General features: G+C 56.5%; 2 protein-coding genes. One reads left to right on the top strand and one right to left on the bottom strand.

Annotated elements, in window-relative coordinates; translation table 11 throughout:
* Positions 1-162 precede the first annotated feature (162 nt).
* On the top strand, positions 163-639 hold the full coding sequence (locus tag EII34_RS15655) for a DUF6301 family protein (protein ID WP_124846100.1): 477 nt from the start codon (positions 163-165) through the stop codon (positions 637-639).
* A gap of 39 nt (positions 640-678) precedes the next feature.
* Here the strand turns inward: EII34_RS15655 and EII34_RS15660 are convergent, their stop codons facing one another.
* Entirely contained in the window at positions 679-1,350 is a 672-nt protein-coding gene (locus EII34_RS15660) for a transposase (RefSeq protein WP_260425200.1), read from the bottom strand.
* Positions 1,351-1,513 lie beyond the last annotated feature (163 nt).

Below are 1,513 nucleotides of genomic sequence, written 5' to 3' on the forward strand. Positions count from 1 at the left end.
TGAAGGAGGCCATTGCCAAGGGTGAGGTGGAGATCAGCTATGAGTTGGTTCGCTCTCAGCCCAGTGGTAGGATCAAGCTGTCCAAGTTCCAACTTGATGAGAAGCCGACGCTGCCAGATGGGATCATCAAGGAGAAGTAGGCATGGGGAGAAGGTGTGTGCTGTGAAGTCGATTCCGGTTGATGAGGTTGTGAGGTTGGCGGAGTATTTCGTCGGTCTGGATTGGCCGTTGTCCAGGGAACAGGGGTATGCGGCCTGTGAGGCCTTGGGCTGGCCCGGAACAAGTGATCGCGGGTTGTTTGTGACACCCTATGGGTTGAAGCATCTTGATAAAGCTTCTGTAATCGTAGCAAGAGGCGGGGATGATGTTACGCAGGTGAAATTTTGGTTGACCGACGTTGTGCGTGATTTCTCAGCGGAAAGGGATGATTTCATGAATGATTTCTTTTCTCTTTGTGTTCAGGAATTTCGAGGGCTCTGGGGAAAGGGAAAGGTGAAGCTGTCAAAGGAGGATCAAGAGGCTCAGTGGGGTACGCTGAATGGTTGTCATATTATTCTGAGGAATGGTTGGAAAGCTGTTAATTTTAGGCTTTACAGTCCCTATTATACTGCGGTGCTCAGGTCGTTGGGTGATTTGTGAGGCCGGTGCTCTTGGTGTTGTCGGTGGGTGCTTAAGGCGTTATTCACGGGGCTGATTGTGGGTGTATGTTCTGAGGATTTCCAGGTTGGTGACGAGGTGGATGATTCCGGGGAGTTCTTTGAGAGGTCCGCGGTAGCCGTGTGACAGGATTCTCCAGGTTTTCAGTTGTGCGATGCAGTGTTCGACGTTGACGCGGATTCGGGCGATGGTGGTGTTGAAGTCTTTGTCATGGTTGGTGCGGGGCTGGCGGGGGAGTTTCTTGATCGGGGTGATGGCGGTGGTGGCGATGTAGGCGGTGTCGGCGATCCAGGTGGCTGCGCAGGAGTCGAGGAGGTCCTGCCAACCACACAGGGCGATGGCCTTGGAGTCGTGTCGGGACCCCGGGACCGGGTCGGAGACAGCGATGAGGTCACCGCGGTCGGTGGAGGCGACTTGGACGTTGAGGCACTGGAGCTTGCGTTTCCCGGAGTAGTTGTGGCGGGCTTGCCCGCTGGCTGGGCGGTTCCCGGTGGGGACATGGGTGCCGTCGATGAGGATGAGCTGGTGTTGCTGGATCGCCTCGGCGAGTCCGCCGGGGAGGAAGACCAGGACTGCTTCGAGGAGGGCGGTGATACGTCGCCAGATCCTGGAGATCGTGGGTTGGGAGACTCCCAGGAGGTCCGCGACCACCATCTGGGGCAGGTCCTGGCGAAGGATCAGCAGGCAGGCCACCACTTGGCCCCGTAAGGGGATACGGCATCTGGACAGATCCATCCCGCGACTCGCGATCACGTCAGCGACACGGCAGGTGAGCTCATCAATTGTTTCCTCGCAAAGGCCTGTTGTAGACTGGTAAAGCATCGGCTGCTTTCATGATTGGGTTTTGTTGCAAGTC

It is taken from the genome of Arachnia propionica, from assembly GCF_003859805.1.
In the GTDB taxonomy this organism is placed as follows: Bacteria; Actinomycetota; Actinomycetes; order Propionibacteriales; family Propionibacteriaceae; genus Arachnia; species Arachnia propionica_C.